Origin of the sequence: Candidatus Paracaedibacter symbiosus, assembly GCF_000757605.1 — a bacterium.
GTDB lineage: Bacteria > Pseudomonadota > Alphaproteobacteria > Paracaedibacterales > Paracaedibacteraceae > Paracaedibacter_A > Paracaedibacter_A symbiosus.
Map to the genome: position 1 here is coordinate 612,822 of NZ_JQAK01000001.1, position 17,998 is coordinate 630,819.

Sequence of the window (17,998 nt, forward strand, 5' to 3'; positions counted from 1 at the left end):
CCAATGGAGAAACTTTTTTTAGTCGATATTCCAGCTTTTTCTCTGGATAGCCCCCATCAACCCATCCTTTTAAATTAATAAAAGCATAGAGTAAAAAGTCATGAACCTCAAATTTTCCGAACAACAGCCCAATCAACAATCAAAACCTTCGCGCGCGCAAGCAGAAGAAGCGGTACGCACTTTATTGCACTGGGCGGGTGACAACCCAGATCGTGAAGGGTTGACAGAAACGCCAAGTCGCGTGGTTCGAGCATTTGAGGAATATTTTGCAGGTTACGCCACTAATCCCAGTGAGTATTTAGCCCGAACTTTTGAGGAAGTGGGAGGCTATGATGAAATTGTCCTCTTACGCGATATTCGTTTTGAATCACACTGTGAGCATCACCTGGCTCCTATTATCGGCAAAGCCCATATTGCCTACTTACCAACCAATCGTGTAGTTGGCATTAGTAAACTTGCCCGTGTCGTCGACCTTTTTGCAAAACGTTTGCAAATTCAGGAAAAAATGACCGCCGAAATTGCCGATGCCATCCAACAAACGTTAAACCCATCCGGCGTTGCTGTCATTATTGAAGCTACTCACCACTGCATGACCACCAGAGGTGTCCATAAACATGGTGTCACCATGACGACCAGCAAAACGACTGGCGTGTTTAAAAAAGATGCGGCGCTTCGCCGTGAGGTTTTATCAATGATTCAAGCACGGCATACCGGGGATTAGACCAGCCCCTCTTTAAGAGGTAATTTTATTAACCATTAAGTGACATTTTTTTGCAATAATATCTATTAATATTTCTTTTTGACTAACATAGTTACTTGTGATCTGATTCTAGTAGGAATGTGAAGTCTTTCATTGATCTCACATATATATTACTTCTTTAAGATAGGTAGAGGGAGATGGTTAGATATATAATATTATTTTATCTGAGTATGATTGGCTTTTATGCTTATAGTGCGCAAGTAGAACCATATGGAGAATCCCCGTCACAAAGAAATTACGCCGGTGACGGGAAAGGAAGCCCTTCTTTTTTGCAATCTCCCCCCACTTTCTCAGAAACACCGGTTGTTGAACCACAACCTAAAAGTATGCTCAATATTGTGCATCAAAATAGGGAGTTTTTATCTAATCAGCACCCACCTCTTGCTCCATTACTCGATGATTATTCTCCTCTTACTTCGGCTCCCCCGCTTGAGCTGGATGAGCATTCATCCTTAGAAACTTGGGAAATAATCGGAAGTCAGAATCTGCAGCCACAAAAAAAAGATCCTGAATCAAAAGGAATCTCTCATCTGGTTAATAAAAATTTAGAACTATTGCGGGAAAATACCACTCTCAGATGGCAACTAGAACAATCACGCCGAAAAAAAGCTCAACTTGAGCAGGTGTTGATTCAGTTACAAGCAGGCATCCCCTCTAAAAACTTTGATTTACAATTTTTGCATATCACCTTAGAGGACATCAAAAAAATACTAATCGAGCAAGAAGGTATAGTCAAAGACATGGATCATAAGCAAGATATCTTAAGTGAAGATATCTATAGCTTAAAAGATGAGCTTAAGAAGCAGGCAGTTAACGTGGAGGTCGGCAAAAACCATCCATTACGGACTTGGTTACTCAATATTCGCTTTTTTTCCTGCGCAACTGCTGGAGTGGGAGTTGGGATGGCAACTTATGGAACCGTGAACTGGCTGCTCTGCTTTATCCCAGCATTTATAGCACCGCCAGCCTGGCTTCCTTATACGCTCGCAGTGACTTACGGAACGACTGTATTTCTTTCTCTACAATGGTAAATTTAGAAATTGACAGACGCCTTAAATATAGCTAGATTATAAAAATCCGGAGGGGTGGCCGAGAGGCTGAAGGCGGCGGTTTGCTAAACCGTTATACGGTTGAAAAGCCGTATCGAGGGTTCGAATCCCTCTCCCTCCGCCAGATACCCATTCACACTTTTAAATTCTTCTTTTTAAACTAACTTTCATTATGTTTGACCGCCGCAGGCCACTATAGAGAATTTTATTTTCTCAATACTCTCACGCCTTCTTTTAGCTAAACAAATTAGGACGGAACGAGGGGGAATCCCTTTGTTATCAACAAATTTTATGGGACTCGCCACCTGAATTCCGAGCAGATCACCTACACATGATCCTTAGGAAGGGAATAAGAGTAGTGGATGGACTTTTAAGGAGTTTTGAGTTAATTTACAAAAGATAAATAAGTAATTTATGATTTCTTAACTTGGAGAAAATTAAGTTCTAGATGCTCGGCTTTAATCTAACTAAGTTTAATGGATAACGGAGATAATAATGCCTTATAAAACTAATTCCGAATTACCTGACTCTATTCAAAAGCATTTACCTAAGCACGCTCAAGACATTTATAGAGAAGCCTATAATAACGCACATAAAGAATATAGCGATCCTCAAAAAAGACGTCACAAAGATGAATCGATAGAGGAAATTAGTCATAAAGTCGCCTGGAGTGCCGTAAAAGAAAAATATGAAAAAGGGGCTGATAATAATTGGCATCAAAAAAAGAAATAATATCAGTAGACTATGAAATAGTACAAAAACCCGCTTAACAATCTCTTCAGAATACTGTTGGTACATCATCTTATATTGGTCGTGCTCTAGCGCGCAATTCTTTTAAAAAGGCAATCTAATAGAACTCTATTCATTCCCCATCATACCCATGCTGATGAGAAATGCGGAGCTTCGAAGGAACTCTTTGTTTATACAGCTAAACCGTTATAAAAATGCTGAAGCAGTAAAGGATTAGCCAGATTGATCACAGATGGCAAAGTTGGCTTTCATTATTCCAAAGGGAATATAATTATTCAGCCTTTATATGATTTTCTTCTCCTTTGAGAGACGGGAATATTCACATTTGCAGAAGACAGGGCCGTTTCACACAAGCCACAATTTTTAACCCAAGAAGTTTTACATGCAAAGTTCTTGCCCTCGCGCCCTAATTTAGCCGTATCTTTCTTTCCAACTCCTTTTCATTTTGCTATATAAAAAATCTGATTCTGCTTTTTTCCACATCCTATAAAATAGTCTTGCGCTTTCTTCTTTATCAGGATCTTTCACATTAAGAGGGAGTTCTGTTCCCAAGAGAGGATCATATTTTTTGCCTCCCTTGTGATTGGCGTATCTTCTAGCTCTTGTATATCCCATTTGTAAATACTTACGCGCCATATCTGCGCCGACGAAATCTTTCCTATTTAGATATTTTTTAAATAGATTAAATATCTCCTTAGCACTCTTCTCAGCAATTTCCGGGTTTTTAAAACGCCAGTGAGGTAATATTTCTGATTTGTAGGGCTCACAAATGAGAACTCCTTGTTCTCCTTTTCCTACCTGGTATTTTTCAGGATTTTTACGGTAATCAATAGTTGAACTCCAAGGATAAGTGGATTTTTTTAACTCCCAGTGCATAATTTTTTCTTGTTTAGTAGAAGATTTGTAGGGACGCGGGGAAGAAGGTAATAGGGGACTCCTCATAAGTGTAAGACCTTTCCTTAGAATATTCTTTGTCATCTTGAGGGCGCAACAGGGATCAGCCTAATCCGCCCGCAATCAATCTGAATGCTGACAATAATCTTGGTATTTGCATCTTCACTGGCTTCTCCCCATTGTCCCCCATCACCCGTTAATCCTCTCTCAGTCCCATAACTTAAGTGGAGAGAGTACTCTGATAATTATTATAATAGGTTTTCTGATGACTGAAGGGGATAAATGATCTTTTCTTCCCCATCGTCGAAAAATGATCGATATGCTTATATTAAAAAAACTCACAAGAAATAACCCATTGTGCCGTCGTAAGCAAAAATTTACGTTATTTTGTTAAATAAGTCTCTTAGCTATGATCTTGTAATGCATTCAGCATCTTTCCCTTATTAAAAAATTTTATTAACTCTCTGGTGTGAACTTTATAATTGACTTACACTAAAGGCGTATAGTGAATCAAAGAACGGATATGAATGGAGACTCTTCATTGTCAAATTCAGCGCCCAAAGCTAAGCCCTTTTTGACAGATATAGACTCAAATGCAAAGAGTCTACCTGAAGTAAATGCCACCATTGCTGTTCCGGAAAATGGATTATGGTTGCGCCGTTTTTTGGCTTTTGCCGGGCCAGGTTATATGGTCTCGGTGGGTTATATGGATCCGGGCAACTGGGCAACAGATATTGCTGGTGGATCAAAGTTTGGCTATAACCTCCTTTGCGTCATTCTTTTATCTAATTTGATGGCCATTATTTTACAGGCACTTGCAGCCCGCCTTGGGATTGTCACTGGCCGTGATTTGGCGCAAGCCTGCCGAGAAACTTACTCGCGTCCTGTCAGCCTAATGCTTTGGTTCATCTGCGAAATCGCCATCATTAGCTGTGATTTGGCTGAAGTGATTGGCACAGCTATTGCCCTGAAACTCCTCTTTGACATTCCCCTCCTTGTTGGTGTGTTGATCTCCGCACTTGACACATTCTTATTACTACTATTAATGAACAAGGGGTTCCGGTTCTTAGAAGCTTTTGTTATTGCCTTGCTCGTTGTCATTGCTAGCTGTTTTGGCATACAACTCATTGCAGCACACCCCCCGATCGCCGAGGTCCTTCGTGGATTTATTCCCTCATCCCAGGTGATCAGCAATTCAGAAATGCTCTATATTGCCATCAGCATTATTGGGGCGACAGTCATGCCACACAATCTTTATCTCCATTCTTCCATTGTTCAAACCAGAGCCTATGAACGAAATGACGCAGGAAAACGGGATGCCATTCGCCTGGCAACGGTTGATAGTACGATTGCCCTCACGCTTGCTCTTTTTGTAAATGCTGCAATTCTTATTGTGGCTGCTGCTGCCTTTCATGGCACGGGACACACTTATGTGGAAGAAATCGAACAAGCTTATACGCTGCTTTCGCCTCTCCTTGGCCTGGGTATTGCCTCACTGTTGTTTGGAGTGGCGTTGCTTGCCTCAGGCCTCAATTCAACAATTACGGCTACCCTTGCTGGTCAAATTGTGATGGAAGGATTTTTGCGCTTACGTCTCCGCCCTTGGGCTAGACGTCTCATCACCCGCGCTTGTGCCATTGTCCCCGTTGTCATCATTACGGCTCTTTACGGTGATAGCGGCACAGCCCAGCTTTTAATTTTCAGCCAAGTGATCTTGTCAATGCAATTACCCTTTGCCGTTATCCCCCTGCTGCAATTTGTCTCAAATAAGGAAAAAATGGGCAAGTTCGTCATATCGCTCCCCTTGAAAATCCTTGCTTGGATCGTCGCAATTATCATCCTTATACTTAATACAAAGCTTCTCTTTGATACACTGACAGGAGTTGGGTAGGAGATTGCCATACTCGCTCCCCCTCAGGGACGGGATGATTATGGAAGATTAAACCCCTTTCGTGAGCTCACCCTGCGCCACTTTCAGCCATTCCGCTTCACTTAAAACCTGAATCCCAAGTTCAGCAGCGGCTTTTGCCTTACTACCAGCATCGGCTCCCACAATAACAAAGTCGGTTTTTTTGGAGACGGACCCTGCCACTTTTGCTCCCAGACGCTCAGCAGTTGCTTTTGCCTCTGACCGACTCATGGCTTGCATTGTTCCCGTAAAGACAAGAGTTTTACCACTAAGAGGAGTATTATCCGTTATTTCCATATGAAAATCTTCAATATGAATCTCGCGTAGCAATTTATCGATAATCTCAAGGTTATGTGGTTCTTGGAAAAAATAAATGAGATCAGCGGCCGTACTTTGACCAATACCATCAAGGCTTAAGAGATCGTGATAGGCTTCACTTGTGGGATCTTCGGCCAAAATCATTTGCTCTTTAAGGTTGGCGAATGAAACATAATGTTTAGCGAGTAACTTGGCTGTGACCGATCCAACTTGCAAAATCCCCAACGCATAGATAAATCGATTAAGTGAAATGGTACGTCGCTTATTAATGGCATTAAAGAGATTTTGCGCTGACTGTCCACCCCATCCTTCACGACATCGAAGCGGCGTAAGTGATTGTTTATCCCGTGCCTCTAGCATAAAAATATCAACAGGATTTTTGATAAGCCCATCGGCAAAAAACGCTTCGATGTTGCGGATCCCTAACCCCTCAATATCAAAAGCATCACGGGAAACAAAATGCTTAAGTCGCTCCACGACTTGTTCGGCGCAAATTAATCCGCCAGAACAGCGCCGCGCCACCTCACCTGGCACATGCTCAACCAAGCTTCCGCAAGAAGGACAAGCCTCAGGAAAAACAAAAGATTGTGATTCTGATGAGCGTTTAGCTTTGATAACCTCTACCACTTGCGGGATCACATCGCCGGCGCGCTGAATGATGACTGTATCACCAATACGAACATCCCGTCGGACAATCTCGTCGGCATTATGCAAAGTCGCCCGCGATACCATCACACCACCAACATTGATAGGTTTCAACCAAGCAACTGGTGTAAGAACCCCGGTGCGTCCCACCTGAACATCAATATTTTCTACAATAGTTTCAGCTTTTTCAGCCTCAAACTTATGTGCAATAGAATGGCGTGGTGTCCGACCAACGCTGCCTAATCGACGTTGCCACTCAAGGTTATTCACCTTATAGACCACCCCATCAATATCATAAGGAAGAGTTGCACGACGTCCTCCAATATAATCATAATAATCAATCACTTGACTTAAGGAATGACAGAGGCGAATCTCGGGACTTACGATAAACCCCCATAGCTTGAGCTGGGCAAGAATATCTGAATGGAGGCCAAGTTCCACGCCGGAAAGAGCTTCAAAAGCATAAGCAAAAAAGCGTAAAGGACGGGTTGCAGTCACCTTTGGATCAAGTTGCCGTAAGGATCCTGCTGCGGCATTTCTTGGGTTGGCAAACTCTGCTTCACCATTTTCCTGCCGACGCGCGTTCAGAGCAAAAAAATCGTCACGGCACATGTAAACTTCACCGCGTACTTCTAAACTTTCCGGTACATTATTCCCTTCCAACACCGTGGGAATATCAAGAATTGTTTTGACATTTTCGGTAATATCTTCCCCTTCACTGCCATCACCCCGCGTGGCCCCAAGGCGTAAACGTCCATTTTGATAGTGAAGTGAAGCTGATAGACCATCAATCTTTGGTTCTGCCACAATAGTGATTTCTTGCGTTTCCTGCAAATTTAAAAAACGACGCACCCGATTAAAGAACTCATAAACATCTTCATTACTAAAAGCATTTTCCAGGGACAGCATAGGGATTCGATGCTTGACCTTCCGAAAACCCGACGCCAACGGTGCCCCAATCCGACGTGTCGGGCTATCATTGCGCCTCAGCTCGGGAAAACGCAGTTCAATTTTACGGTTACGAATGACAAGGTTATCATATTGCGCATCACTTATTTCAGGCGCATCTTTTTGGAAATAAAGCTCATCATGATGGGCGATGACCTTGGCCAAGCGCTCTAGCTCAATGGCTGCTTCCAGGGGTGTTAATGCATCCACATTAACGTCTGCATAAGAATGATCTAGCATTGTAACTTTTTATCCGTATCGTGAGAGTAGTTTTTTAGCAGCAGCTCTTGCCTCATCGGTGACTTCAACGCCCGAGAGCATCCGCGCCAATTCATCATAACGATTTGTCAATGGTAGCTTGGCCACTGTTGTTTGCATCTTCTCACCCACATCTTGTTTTAGCACTAAATAATGATGATCGGAGGCTGCGGCCACTTGGGGTGAATGAGTAATGGCAAGCACCTGCACATGCTGGGCTAATTTAGCAAGGCGCTGACCAATTGCCGCTGCCACGGCCCCGCCAACCCCAATATCAATTTCATCAAAAATGATAGTTGGGAGAGTTACAGTTGTCGCGAGGGTTGCCTTGAGGCTTAACATCAGCCGAGCTAACTCCCCGCCCGAGGCTGTTTTTTCTAAGGGGGATAGTTCTTGTCCCTTATTCATTGCCACCAAGAATTGGACTTTATCGATTCCTGCTTCATGCCAGGCAGATTCCTCGACTTCCCCAACCACCGAGTGGAATTTTGCATTGGGCAGCATTAACAATGGCAACTCTTCTGCCATCGATGCATCCAATTCCTTGGCCTTGGAGACACGCGCCTCATGCAATTGTTTGCCTACCTGATAAAATACATTTTTCTTGGCCAATACAATTTTTTCAAGCTGAGTAGTACGCTGTTCTGCTTGATCTAAAGTTTCCAAATCTTCGCGCAATTGCTCTAAAAACGTGGCCAAATCATCTACAGCCACATTATGTTTACGACCTGCAGCTCGAAGCGCTTGCAATCGATCATCAATCTGCTGCAATTTGGCGGGTTGATCATCAATCTTACCATAAAGTTCATCCAGTTGAGCCACTGCTTCGGTAACTTCACTCACTGCAACCTTCAAAGATTTTGTCGCCGCATCTACATGCGCATCAGTGGTTTCTGGCAATCGCTGGAGGGCACGAAAAGACTGTTGTAGCGACTCTAAGGTGGCGCCTGACTGTAAGGTTTGATAGGCTTGATGCACGATGTCAAAAAGCTTAGCAAATCCTGATAAGGCTTGGCGCGCTTCAATCAATTGTGCCTCTTCCCCTGCTTCTGGATTCAGAGTTTCCAACTCTTTCAGCTGGTATTTTAGAAAATCCTCATGGCGTCGGAGGTGGTCCAAGCGTGCCGCTGCTTCTTCAAAGTTTTTCTGGCCCCCCTGCCAGTCTTGATAGGCTGCCCGGACTGAGGCAATCAACTCGGGAGCGACAAGATAGGCATCCAACAATTTGCGGTGAGAAGAAACCGTCAGCAAACGGTCAAATTGGCCATGAATTTCTAACAATACGTCGCCAAGCTCACGCAAGAAAGTGATACTCACCTGATGATCATTCACGTAAGCTTTACCTTTGCCAGTACTTGAAATCAGGCGACGAATAATCAAGCTCTCCTCATGGGGGATTGATTGCCGGGTTAACAGGTCATTGACGACGCCGGCTTCCCGCAAAATAAACTCAGCAATGATCACCGATTCTTTTGCCCCTTGACGCACAAGCGAGGCATCACTACGCATCCCCAATGCTAAGCTCAACGCATCTAATAATATAGACTTCCCTGCTCCAGTTTCGCCAGTAAGCGCACTTAGCCCTGACTCAAACTGCAAATCAAGTGAGTCAATAATGACAAAATCACGAATTGATAAGCTGGTGAGCATGAGACGTCTCTCCCTCTATTTTACTTAACTGGGGGCTTGGAACTGACACTGGAATCAGCCTGTGCCGTCATCGTTTTTTGGGCTTGCTTTTTGGGCAACGATGTTTTGGGATCCTGACTTTGCATCAAGCTATAAGTATCAGCATACCATGGGCTTCCTGGATAGTTGTGACCTAAGATAGCAGCTGTTGTCCGTGCTTGGTCATAAATCCCAAGAGCAAGGTAGCATTCAACCATTCGATGCAATGCTTCTGGAGTGTGAGAGGAGGTTTGATATTGGTCGACGACGACCCTAAAGCGATTCAGAGCGGCAATGTAGGCACGTTTGCCCAAGTAATAACGACCCACGTCCATTTCTTTCCCAGCAAAGTGATCAACGATCAGATCCAATTTGAACTTGGCATCTTTCGCATAGGGCGTTCCCGCGAATCGGTTGATTACTTCTTGGAAAGCGGTTTGCGCTCTCTCTGTTGTTTCTTGAGTACGTTCAATAGCTGGAATTTGTTCATAGTTACACAAACCAATCATATAATAAGCATAAGGAATGCTTTCATGCCCCGGGTGCAATTGGATAAAGACATTAAAGCTTTCAATCGCTTCGTCATACTTCTTGGCTTCATAAAAAGAATAAGCGGCCATCAACTGAGCCCGAAGGGACCATACTGAATAGGGATGCTGACGCTCTACTTCAGAAAAATACTTTGCCGCTTGAGTATAGCTACCACGATCAAGGGAATCTTTTGCAAGATTGTAGAGCTGCTCCACCGGCATCTCCTCAATTTCCTTATCTGTGGAAGAACACCCGACAAGAAGACACGCTAATGAGGCCGAAAGAAAAAGGTTTTTGAACTGATATAATGTCATCTTTAGTCTAAACTTTATTAATTATGTACATCACATTTAACACACCCCTTTTCACTCTGAAAGTTCTTTTCGCAAAGTTAGTACGTTATTAACCTTTGCCTACTAAAATCGACTTAGATGCATTTGAAGATAGGTTTTATCATGATCAAGAAAATTGCTTACCTAAACACTAGCCTTGTTTGCGCTAGCTTTTTATTTGGGGCGACTTCAGTTTATGCGGCTTTAAATTGTCAAACAGTTTGTCAAGGTGATGTATGTGGTGTATCAGAAAGACTCGCCCAAGAATGCATCAAAGAATGCGGCACAGCCCCTATTAATGATTGTAGAAAGGCTGCCCGAAAAGCTTTCCAGCTTTCTAATCAAGAGAATGTGAGAGCGGGGCGCCAAGCTGCTAGACAGAACCAAAACCAAGAACCCGACATGGAAGGTATGGGAGCGATGTTTGGCGATGACTCTGGTAACAATGACAACGGCAACAGAGGCGGAAACATTAATCTCAACACCCCAAATTCTGGCCAAAATGATCCACTAAACCAAGACGATCAAGGTCAAGATAGTAATGATCAGATGAATGATCAAGGACATGATCAAGGGCAAACTCCTTCTGATCCGGCACAAAATCCTGATTTAAGCAACCAATCAGAAGCACAACTCTCAGGCAAAACCTGTCAATCACCCCAAGCAGTGAATAGTTCGATTGCCGAAGCAATCACCATTTTGCAGAAAATTAATTCATGTGGTGGCGCTCAGCAAGTAAATCACGGTCCAGCTGCTCCCCCACCCCCTCCTCCTGCCATGAGAAAAGGTGCACCTAATCACGGGGGCGGAGCCATCACCAATGATATGCTCAATCAGGGACGCCAGAATTTACGAAGCAACAATCGCATCCCAATGCCACCACCCCCTCCCCCTGCCATGAGAAAAGGTGCACCTAATCACGGGGGCGGAGCCATCACCAATGATATGCTCAATCAGGGTCGCAATAATCTGCGCAAAACAACGCCGAATCAGCAAAATCAAAAGGGTGATAATAACCAACGTCCAAAAATTACGCCGGATATGCTCAATCAGGGTCGCAATAATCTGCGCAAAACAATACCTAATGCGCGACCAACATTTCAGGTGAATACAGATGCTTTTTCCAATCAACTTCAAGATCAAAGACAAAAATTAAAGCCATCTCCTAACCGGAATGGTGGCAGCAATAATGTCCCTCCACCGCCACCACCTCCACCAGCTATGAGAAAAGGTCCAGCTGGGCAAGGTGGTAGCCTTAGTGGGGATAGACCTCAACAAGCAGCGCGCTCAAAGGCGGCTCAACGGGCGCCTAATCAGCAGCAAGGCAATCGCCAGGTTTTCCATAACTCGGAATCCAAAGATCCTTTGGGCAACCTCGGCAAAATGGTTGCCGACAACGTCATGGGGAACATGGGTGGCGTGAAGGGAGCAGGAAACGCTGGCGGCAACGGCGGCAATTAATCCCTCAACATTGCGACGACGCGCTCCAAATCCTGGGGCGTGTCAACGCTTTGAGGGATCTGCGATATCCTTGTAACATCAATCCTCATCCCTGCTTCTAATGCTCTTAACTGTTCCAACTTTTCAGTCATCTCTAAATAAGATGGCGCCCGTTGAACAAACCGATTTAATGCCTCTTTACGGTAAGCATAAACACCAATGTGATAGTAAAATTCTGTGGCATTCGCAGGAATTGCCTGGCGTGAAAAGTACACAGCGCGTGCTACCTGACCATCAACCACCTTTCGCCAAGTCCCCGTGGCAATCTTAACCACATTAGGATTGGTGATTTGCGATGCCTCTTCAATTTTTGCCGCCAGGGTTGCAATATCTACCTCGGGCTCTGCAAAGGGTAACATCACTTGCCGCACATCATTTGGATCAATCGTCGGCAAATCGCCTTGCAAATTAATGACGATGTCATAATCGGATCCCGCATCAAACTGATTCATCGCCGCGACCACACGGTCTGTCCCACTGGGAAGATCAGGATCCGTGATAATCGCTTCGCCGCCTGCCGCGCGAACAACACTGGCAATTTCTTCACCACAACAAGCCACAATCACCGGCCCCACATTCGCGAGCATCGCCTGACGCCAAACACGCACAATCATCGGCACTCCCTCGATCAGCGCCAATGGCTTTTGAGGAAGGCGGCCAGCAGCCAGACGTGCTGGAATCACAATTAAAGTCTTTGTCATTTTATTACTATACTTATAAAAAACCGTCTCTTTTTTTAACAAGTTTGATCAAAGTGTTCAATTGATAATTAGGATTTGCGACATTCATCAGCCTGAATAAAGGGTTTTTTAGTTTGCGTTTTGTAAAGATGTTAATGATATTAATAAGGAAGAGAGCAGCCTCACCAAGCTTTAAAAGTTTCCCTCAATCCTTGTTCAAAAATCCAATGAAAAAACTACTACTGTCATTTCGCGGTGCTCCTCTCTACGCCAGAGCATAATTGTCAAGTTGTTAAAGAAACTTGCGGAATAAGAAATTAAAATGAGGAGTCAAGAGTCTTAAAACACTAAAATTATTCTTTCTAAAGATGAGAGAAAAAACGACAAAAATTCTCAAAGTCTTGACTCTTGACAAATTATCAAAAAGATCCAATATTGTAATTGAACCAATAATTACTAAAAATGGCATACCATGTTTCGAAAAATTTTACTTATCTCAAGCGTTATCGCTACAACAGCTTGTTTTGCCGATGACATTCACAACCGCACGACTGCCCCTGGCTTGTTTGCTGGTATTAAGTCATTCTTTTACAATTTAAAACCTGCTTACCTTAAGCATCCGGACAGTGGCTCCGTGCAACTTAATCCCCAAGCGACAGAGCTTGATGAAGAAGGACAAAGCAAAGCTATAACGAGCTACTCTCCCCAACCAGTTGATCCTTTTCCTCACGCGCCAAAAGAGCCGGGAGAAACTATTACTGCACAAGATCTTTTTAAAAGCTATACCTCTTCCGCATTTCAGCCAATCAGCTCTACTTCAGAATCAACCAAGAGCTCCTCTTATTCAACGATGGTGAGAAATGCTTCTTTTAGCATTGGCGGCATACAACATCACCGTAAACCTTTGGGCGAACTTGCCTCCCCTATCTATTGGTTAAGCCACACCCTTGACCAAGGAACAACGGATATCACCCGCACAATTAGCAAAGCTTTCAGTAGCCTTGGAATGGTAACCGGAAAATTAAAAGCTCTTGAGGAACCAGCCATTTCTGAACCTGAAGAAGAGACATATGATTCAGGGACAACATGCTTTAATGCCGATGCGTCAATCGTTGAGCTTGATCCCAATCTGTTCAATCGTGGCATGGCAGAAGCAAAAAAAACAGCTGAAGGCTATGTTGAGCTTCTCAAAAGTGGTGGAGGTTCCGTCAACGAATTAGACTTTAAATTTCCTGGAATACCTTATCTTTTACAAAATGAACTTTATAGATTGGGTCGGGCAGCGGGACGCAAACCCCTGCAACGACTTTCTCAAGTCTTTTCCATGGCAAAGAAGCACTAGCTTCACAGGAACGAGAAATTTCATCAATTCCTCAGAACAGCATATTAATAGTTAAAGATCTACAAAGAGGGGGAATCCCCCTTTTCTTCCACTCAAAAATCAATTGACTTTTAAAGAAAATTATCCTAAAATTAAAAAAATTAATTTAGGAGTAAAACATGTCCCTAAAAATAAAATTAGGTCTATTTCTCTTGCTTCAGGCAACCTGCCTTAAAGCCTCAGCATCTGAACCGTCAGCACCAGACCCTTCCAATTTCCTCGCCCCCACCATCATTGCTAGGACCCAGGAACCTTCAAACAACGCAGATCTAGATAGTTTAACTTACTCTCCTCTGACTCTAGGTGATTTACCTTCCTTTTCTCCGGTAACAAATAACTTTTTTTCTGTAGATGTCGGCACAATACATTTATCAGGTGCCAATCAGTATAAAGGTTTGACAACAATTACCGGCACAATACATTTATCAGATGTCAATGAGTATGAAGGTTTGACAACAATTACAGATGAAAATTGACGCTCAGTAAATAACGTTGAGATATTGCCGCAGAGCACTCAATAATAGCTTATTATTATTTTGGAACAGTGTTCCCTGTTGGCGGACTCTTTGCACGAATTTATCAGCCCCCCCATCCGTAAGGTGTTGTGACTTCTGTCTTTATGGCTACCCAGTGTGGCCTTGTAGTTGCCCTCAAACTGGGTAGCTATTTTTTTCGGTAAATTTTTAATAATCTCTTTCTCAAGTAGCCATTTCGATTTATACTTATTATAGTAGTAATTTTTATAACTGGCTCGAATGAATAGTTTTGAATTTAATAAAATTGCAGCAAGCATTCTTGTTGCTCTTCTCGTTGCAATGTCAGGCTCATTGCTTTCTGATATCCTCATTCATCCAACGCCACTCGAAAAAAACATTATCCCCATCGATTTAGGCGCGGCAGGTGCCTCTGCAGGAACAGAGAAAAAAGAACTTCAGCCGATTACGCCAGTGCTTGCCTCAGCTGATGCTGAAAAAGGAAAAGTTGTGGCTAAAAAATGTTTACAGTGTCACACCTTCGAAAAAGATGGTCCTAACCATACAGGTCCGAATTTGTGGGGAATTGTTGGCAATCAATTTGCTCACGCGGCAGGTTTTGCCTATTCCCAAGGCCTTAAAGACAAACACGGCAAAGGTGACTGGGAAGTTGAAGAGCTCAACAAATTTTTACATAAACCACGTGAGTATATTCCGGGCACGAAAATGTCATTTGTTGGTATTGCCGATGATAAAGAACGTGCTGATCTCATCGCCTACTTAATGACCTTGAGTGATAGTCCAAAACCACTCCCAAAAATATAAAAGAGATTCCTTACCCATGATCTTAGCTTTTAAACTTTCCCCCCATAGTCGTCTGTGGGGATTTTTGTTTTTAATCACATTCAATTCCCTTGTGCTCTCTTCTGCTCAGGCTGAAAAAACCCATGGTTTTTCTAGCTTTAATAACCTTAAATATCCTGTCGATTTTACTCATTTTGACTATACAAACGCAGAAGCTTCTAAAGGGGGCCAACTTAATTTAGGCGCTCTGGGAACATTTGACAGTTTAAATCCCTATATTGTTAAAGGGACACCGGTCGGTGGGATTGGTCTGACTTACGCACGCCTTCTTAACGAAGCCCGTGATCGTCCAGGTGAATCTTATGCTTTTGTAGCCGAAGCGTTAGAAGTCGCACCGGACCACTCTTCGGTTACTTTTTTTCTTAACAAAAATGCCAAATTTAGTGATGAGACACCGATTACCGTTGACGATGTGATCTGGAGTTTTGAGATTTTACGCGCTAAAGGGCTGCCTCTTTATCGCACTTATTATAAGAATGTCAGCCAGGTTGAGAAAATCGATAACCACACAGTCAAGTTCACCTTCACGACGACTACAAATCATGAACTGCCGATGATTATTGGTCAGCTTCCCATATTGCCGAAAAAATATTATGAGAAAGTTGACTTCACCTCAACCACATTAACTCCTGCCCCCACGAGTGGCCCCTATACAATCGAGTCAGTGGATCCAGGGCGCTCCATCACCTACAAACGTAATCCGCATTGGTGGGGTGAAAATGTTCCCTCGCAAAAAGGAAGTAATAACTTTGATCGCATCCGTCTTGATTACTATATGGACGCCAATACTTTATTTGAAGCATTTAAGGCTGGTAAAATTGATTTACGAGCTGAAAATATAGCGCGAAACTGGGCCACTGCCTATAACTTTCCCGCAGTCAAAAATGGATGGGTTGTGCGGACTGAAATTCCGAATAAACTTCCCGGGGCTACATATGGCTTGTTTTTCAATACACGTCGTCCCCTTTTTGAAGATCCTCTTGTCCGTGAGGCGTTGACCTTATGCCTCAACTTTAAATGGTTGAATGAAAAATTCTTCTTTAACCTTTATAGTCGCAACTTAAGTTATTATCCAAACTCTGACTTTGCCGCGACGGGGAAACCAAGTGCGACCGAATTAAAACTTCTAGAACCGTTCAAAAGTGAACTCCCAAAACAAGTCTTCGATGAAGTCTTCGCTCTTCCCGAAGCAGGTAGTGAATCTGAATTCCGCAAAGAGCTTAAAAAGGCGCAAAGTCTCCTAGAAGAAGCTGGTTGGACGCTTGACAATAAGGTGATGAAGCACAAAAAAACCGGCCAGGTTTTAGAATTTGAAGTGCTTGTAGGTGACCACACATTTGAGAAGATTATCCTCACCCTAAAAGACGCATTACAACGTATCGGCATTAACATCAACGTACGTCTATTGGATGCAACTTCTTATATTTATCGGGTCGAACACCTTGATTATGATATGATTGTCGGCATTTTTCTCCAAAGCCCCTCGCTGGGCAATGAACAACGTGACTTTTTTGGCTCAGAGCGAGCTGATAACATTGGCACTTATAACTATGCTGGCATTAAAAACAAAGTCGCAGATGCGTTGATCGAGCAGTTAATTCAAGCACAAAGCTATACTGAGTTATGCGAGACAGCAAAAGCCCTTGACCGCGTTCTTCTGTGGAATTTTTATATGATTCCTGCTTGGCATAGCTCCACCACTTTTGTTGCCTACTGGGATAAATTTGATCACTCCAAAACCAGCCCTGCTTACTCCAAACTGGATTATAGTAGTTGGTGGTATGATGAAAAAAAGGCGACCGCCCTTTCACAAAGAATGAAAAATGAATCAGAATCAAGTATAAGAAAAGTATGGCTGAAACTAAAATCATTCTTCTTATGAGAAATAAGTAATGCTCACATATACTCTGCACCGTCTTCTCCTGATGATTCCTACCTTATTGGGAATCATGTTGATTAACTTTGTGATTGTTCAAGCGGCTCCTGGTGGTCCTGTTGAGCAAGTCCTCTCCAAATTACGAGGTCAATCGTCGGACCTCGATTCTCGCCTTGGTGGTGCGGGTGCGGACACGCATCAAATGCAATCAAGTAGTGGGAGTGAAAGTGTTTATCGGGGCGCCCAGGGGATTGATCCAGCGTTTATCAAAGAATTGGAAAAGCAGTTTGGCTTTGACCAGCCAGCTTATAAACGCTTTATCATTATGATGAAAAATTATGCGATATTTGATTTTGGCAACAGCTATTTCCGCGATACGAGTGTCATTAAATTGGTTCTGCAAAAGCTTCCCGTCTCTATTTCCATTGGTTTATGGACGCTCCTGTTAGTCTACTTAATCTCAATTCCCCTTGGGATAAAAAAAGCCGTGACAGATGGCTCCGCTTTTGATGTATGGACCAGCGCTGTGATCATTGTGACGTATGCCGTGCCAAGCTTTTTATTCGCTCTTTTTCTGATTGTGCTCTTTGCGGGCGGAAGTTTCTTCACCATCTTTCCCTTACGTGGATTGACTTCAGAAGATTGGGATACCATGACCACTTTGAGTAAAATTCTCGATTATTTGTGGCACTTGATTTTGCCCATTTCGGCAATGGTGATTGGCGGTTTTGCAAAGTTGACTTTACTTACTAAAAATTCATTCTTGGAGGAAATTAGCAAGCAATATGTGGTGACGGCCCGGGCTAAAGGCCTTACCGAAAATCGAATTTTGTATGGTCATATTTTTCGCAACGCCATGTTAATTGTGATCGCAGGCTTCCCTGCCGCCTTTATCGGCATTTTGTTCACCACCTCCTTATTAATTGAGGTATTATTCTCCCTTGATGGATTAGGTTTACTTGGCTTTGAATCCGCCATGAACCGGGATTATCCGGTGATGTTTGGTACCCTTTATATTTATACCCTCATTGGGATGTTCCTGCACCTGATTGGTGACTTAACCTATATGCTGGTCGATCGACGCATTGACCTAGCTGCCAGCCGAGGATAGGATGTTAACCCCTGCTTTTCTGAAGAATATTGTTTATAATTGCCGGACGCC

15 protein-coding genes and 1 tRNA gene are annotated in these 17,998 nt (G+C 43.3%); 11 read left to right on the forward strand and 5 right to left on the reverse strand.

All coding sequences use genetic code 11. The features are described from left to right. Positions 1-100: 100 nt before the first annotated feature. From folE to IG80_RS0102915, 4 genes are all read left to right on the forward strand, one after another. Positions 101-721 carry a GTP cyclohydrolase I FolE gene (folE, locus tag IG80_RS0102900; protein ID WP_032112503.1) on the forward strand — a complete coding sequence of 207 codons (621 nt, stop codon included), beginning with the start codon at positions 101-103 and terminating at the stop codon, positions 719-721. A 176-nt stretch (positions 722-897) separates the two neighbouring features. Further along, the gene (locus IG80_RS0102905) at positions 898-1,791 is read left to right on the forward strand and encodes a hypothetical protein (RefSeq protein ID WP_156962009.1); all 894 of its coding nucleotides are present in this window, start codon (positions 898-900) and stop codon (positions 1,789-1,791) included. A gap of 48 nt (positions 1,792-1,839) precedes the next feature. Then, positions 1,840-1,933 (forward strand) — tRNA-Ser (locus IG80_RS0102910). Positions 1,934-2,304: 371 nt separating this feature from the next. Then, entirely contained in the window at positions 2,305-2,541 is a 237-nt protein-coding gene (locus tag IG80_RS0102915) for a ChaB family protein (protein ID WP_032112505.1), read from the forward strand. Between the two features lie 429 nt (positions 2,542-2,970). On the opposite strand, the gene IG80_RS0102920 is transcribed toward IG80_RS0102915, so the two are convergent. Next, complete coding sequence (locus IG80_RS0102920) at positions 2,971-3,435, reverse strand: DUF4385 domain-containing protein (protein WP_032112506.1); 465 nt, start codon at positions 3,433-3,435, stop codon at positions 2,971-2,973. 541 nt (positions 3,436-3,976) lie between these two features. On the opposite strand from IG80_RS0102920, the gene IG80_RS0102925 reads away from it, so the two are divergent. After that, a complete protein-coding gene (locus IG80_RS0102925) occupies positions 3,977-5,344 on the forward strand; it encodes an Nramp family divalent metal transporter (RefSeq protein WP_156962102.1) in 1,368 nt (455 codons plus the stop codon). A gap of 48 nt (positions 5,345-5,392) precedes the next feature. On the opposite strand, the gene ligA is transcribed toward IG80_RS0102925, so the two are convergent. Genes ligA through IG80_RS0102940 form a run of 3 tightly spaced genes read right to left on the reverse strand, consistent with a single transcriptional unit; the run spans position 5,393 to position 10,044 of the window. After that, a complete protein-coding gene (gene ligA / locus IG80_RS0102930; protein WP_032112508.1) occupies positions 5,393-7,513 on the reverse strand; it encodes an NAD-dependent DNA ligase LigA in 2,121 nt (706 codons plus the stop codon). A 9-nt stretch (positions 7,514-7,522) separates the two neighbouring features. After that, positions 7,523-9,181, reverse strand: coding sequence for a DNA repair protein RecN (gene recN / locus IG80_RS0102935; RefSeq protein WP_032112509.1), 1,659 nt, complete (start codon positions 9,179-9,181; stop codon positions 7,523-7,525). Positions 9,182-9,201: 20 nt separating this feature from the next. Further along, the gene (locus tag IG80_RS0102940; protein WP_032112510.1) at positions 9,202-10,044 is read right to left on the reverse strand and encodes an outer membrane protein assembly factor BamD; all 843 of its coding nucleotides are present in this window, start codon (positions 10,042-10,044) and stop codon (positions 9,202-9,204) included. A 141-nt stretch (positions 10,045-10,185) separates the two neighbouring features. Here IG80_RS0102940 and IG80_RS0102945 point away from each other — a divergent pair, with 141 nt between their 5' ends. Further along, complete coding sequence (locus IG80_RS0102945) at positions 10,186-11,523, forward strand: hypothetical protein (RefSeq protein ID WP_052045932.1); 1,338 nt, start codon at positions 10,186-10,188, stop codon at positions 11,521-11,523. Here IG80_RS0102945 and IG80_RS0102950 read toward each other — a convergent pair. Further along, positions 11,520-12,263: a 3-deoxy-manno-octulosonate cytidylyltransferase gene (locus IG80_RS0102950; protein ID WP_032112512.1), complete on the reverse strand. Its 744-nt coding sequence runs from the start codon at positions 12,261-12,263 to the stop codon at positions 11,520-11,522. The genes IG80_RS0102945 and IG80_RS0102950 overlap by 4 nt on opposite strands. 451 nt (positions 12,264-12,714) lie before the next feature. On the opposite strand from IG80_RS0102950, the gene IG80_RS0102955 reads away from it, so the two are divergent. The 5 genes from IG80_RS0102955 (at position 12,715) to IG80_RS0102980 (ending at position 17,947) form a co-directional block, all read left to right on the forward strand. After that, entirely contained in the window at positions 12,715-13,584 is an 870-nt protein-coding gene (locus IG80_RS0102955; RefSeq protein WP_032112513.1) for a hypothetical protein, read from the forward strand. Between the two features lie 158 nt (positions 13,585-13,742). After that, entirely contained in the window at positions 13,743-14,099 is a 357-nt protein-coding gene (locus IG80_RS0102960; protein WP_032112514.1) for a hypothetical protein, read from the forward strand. Positions 14,100-14,378: 279 nt separating this feature from the next. Next, complete coding sequence (locus tag IG80_RS0102970; RefSeq protein WP_032112516.1) at positions 14,379-14,921, forward strand: c-type cytochrome; 543 nt, start codon at positions 14,379-14,381, stop codon at positions 14,919-14,921. A 16-nt stretch (positions 14,922-14,937) separates the two neighbouring features. Beyond that, positions 14,938-16,842 (forward strand): extracellular solute-binding protein, encoded by a 1,905-nt coding sequence (locus IG80_RS0102975; RefSeq protein ID WP_052045933.1) that lies wholly within the window; start codon positions 14,938-14,940, stop codon positions 16,840-16,842. Positions 16,843-16,852: 10 nt separating this feature from the next. Then, positions 16,853-17,947, forward strand: coding sequence for a microcin C ABC transporter permease YejB (locus tag IG80_RS0102980; protein WP_032112517.1), 1,095 nt, complete (start codon positions 16,853-16,855; stop codon positions 17,945-17,947). Positions 17,948-17,998: the final 51 nt, after the last annotated feature.

Excerpts from the sequence above, each read along its gene's own strand:
- folE (WP_032112503.1), top strand. The coding sequence starts at position 101 with ATGAACCTCAAATTTTCCGAACAACAGCCCAATCAACAATCAAAACCT.
- IG80_RS0102905 (WP_156962009.1), top strand. The coding sequence starts at position 898 with ATGGTTAGATATATAATATTATTTTATCTGAGTATGATTGGCTTTTAT.
- IG80_RS0102915 (WP_032112505.1), top strand. The coding sequence starts at position 2,305 with ATGCCTTATAAAACTAATTCCGAATTACCTGACTCTATTCAAAAGCAT.
- IG80_RS0102920 (WP_032112506.1), bottom strand. The coding sequence starts at position 3,435 with ATGCACTGGGAGTTAAAAAAATCCACTTATCCTTGGAGTTCAACTATT.
- IG80_RS0102925 (WP_156962102.1), top strand. The coding sequence starts at position 3,977 with ATGAATGGAGACTCTTCATTGTCAAATTCAGCGCCCAAAGCTAAGCCC.
- ligA (WP_032112508.1), bottom strand. The coding sequence starts at position 7,513 with ATGCTAGATCATTCTTATGCAGACGTTAATGTGGATGCATTAACACCC.
- recN (WP_032112509.1), bottom strand. The coding sequence starts at position 9,181 with ATGCTCACCAGCTTATCAATTCGTGATTTTGTCATTATTGACTCACTT.
- IG80_RS0102940 (WP_032112510.1), bottom strand. The coding sequence starts at position 10,044 with ATGACATTATATCAGTTCAAAAACCTTTTTCTTTCGGCCTCATTAGCG.
- IG80_RS0102945 (WP_052045932.1), top strand. The coding sequence starts at position 10,186 with ATGATCAAGAAAATTGCTTACCTAAACACTAGCCTTGTTTGCGCTAGC.
- IG80_RS0102950 (WP_032112512.1), bottom strand. The coding sequence starts at position 12,263 with ATGACAAAGACTTTAATTGTGATTCCAGCACGTCTGGCTGCTGGCCGC.
- IG80_RS0102955 (WP_032112513.1), top strand. The coding sequence starts at position 12,715 with ATGTTTCGAAAAATTTTACTTATCTCAAGCGTTATCGCTACAACAGCT.
- IG80_RS0102960 (WP_032112514.1), top strand. The coding sequence starts at position 13,743 with ATGTCCCTAAAAATAAAATTAGGTCTATTTCTCTTGCTTCAGGCAACC.
- IG80_RS0102970 (WP_032112516.1), top strand. The coding sequence starts at position 14,379 with ATGAATAGTTTTGAATTTAATAAAATTGCAGCAAGCATTCTTGTTGCT.
- IG80_RS0102975 (WP_052045933.1), top strand. The coding sequence starts at position 14,938 with ATGATCTTAGCTTTTAAACTTTCCCCCCATAGTCGTCTGTGGGGATTT.
- IG80_RS0102980 (WP_032112517.1), top strand. The coding sequence starts at position 16,853 with ATGCTCACATATACTCTGCACCGTCTTCTCCTGATGATTCCTACCTTA.